The organism is Caballeronia arvi (assembly GCF_001544695.2).
Taxonomy (GTDB): domain Bacteria; phylum Pseudomonadota; class Gammaproteobacteria; order Burkholderiales; family Burkholderiaceae; genus Caballeronia; species Caballeronia arvi.
In genome coordinates this window covers 1-1343 of record NZ_FCOM02000234.1, presented here as the reverse complement: position 1 = coordinate 1343, position 1343 = coordinate 1, and the positions used below count along the sequence as shown (strand labels likewise).

2 protein-coding genes are annotated in these 1343 nt (G+C 61.7%); both read right to left on the bottom strand.

Translation table 11 applies throughout. The features are described from left to right. Window positions 1–247, bottom strand: a 247-nt coding sequence (locus AWB74_RS44575) for a hypothetical protein (RefSeq protein ID WP_061152805.1), incomplete at its 3' end; no start/stop codon positions are given. 13 nt (window positions 248–260) lie between these two features. Then, entirely contained in the window at window positions 261–1343 is a 1083-nt protein-coding gene (locus AWB74_RS44570; RefSeq protein WP_061152804.1) for an IS630 family transposase, read from the bottom strand.

The window sequence follows — 1343 nt, the reverse complement described above, 5'->3', positions numbered from 1 at the left end:
CCATCTCGTCGAGTGAGCCTGTGCCCGGCAGCGGCTCCCATCGCCCGGTGTGGCTGCGAAAGGCGGCACTATAACGATTGCGGGCGAGCTCGGTAAGGCGCGCCACAACAGTCGGTTCCTCATCATCGAGACGTTTGATCAGCAGGTGCCGCCCGTAGGCTTGCGTGACGATCTGCTCATGGCCGAGCAAGCTGCGCAGTTGACGCTGAAGTTCAGTCGCGTAATGTTTAGTGGGGATGGCTGGCATGTCTGTCTCTCGATTACGATGTGCCCGTTTGCAACGGATAGCCCCGGAAAGTCCATTTGAAGGGACGTGCGGCCTGATTATGCTCGTGCATGAACTGCTCGGTGCGCTCGCGCAGGTGCCCGGTGCTGGTATGACTGGCATGGCGTAGCACACGACGCGTATAGCGGGCAAACCACAGTTCGATCTGATTGACCCAACTCGCGTGCAGCGGGGTGAAGTGGAAGTGAAACCGCTGATCATGCCGCTCGTTGAACGCCTGCCAGACGGCCTGAGCGCGATGCGTATTCAGGTTGTCCCAAATCACGTGCACCCGTTTGCCCGGGTGCGCAACCGCCACGCGCTCCATGAAGGCGACCAGGTCGTCCTGGGTGCGCCGCTCGCGGCAGTCTGCCAGCACCTGGCCCGTATGCACATCTAGCGCGGCAATCAGCGCCTGAGTGCCGTGCCGGATATATTCAAACTCCCGACGACGCAGCCGTCCCGGTGCCGGCGCGCGCCCCGGGTGCTTGCGCTCGATGGCTTGAATGCCCGTCTTCTCGTCGATGCTGAGCACCACCGCGTTTTTGGGCGCCTTGCGGTACAGCTTGCAAATCACATTGACCTTCTCGCGAAAGGCCGGGTCGGGACTGTGTAGCCATTGCTGGACCCGGTGCGGTCGAACGTCGCCAGCCTGCAGAATGCGCTGCACATGGCTGCGGCTGATCTGTTCGACAATGCCACGCTCGATCGCGCGCGCCACTATCTCGTCCAGTGTCGGCGTAACCCGTCCCTCGGGTTCGTGTGCTTCACATGCCAACGCAATCAACTGCAGTCGCGTTTCTTGCGTGATGCGTGGCGGACGACCGCTACGCTCACCCTCGCGCAGGCCCTCCGCACCGTGCTGTGCGATGCGCTTGCGCCACGCGCAGACCGTTTGCACCGATACGCGCAGTTCTCGAGCAATCACTGTATTCGGATGTCCTTCGTGCGCCCACAGCGCGATGCGGGCCCGCATCACATCTCGCTGAGTAGCGGTCTTCCGCTCGATCAGCGACAGCAGTTCTTCTCGTTCTTTCTTCGCCAACTTCACTGGCGTTGCATGACGACCTTGGCTCAT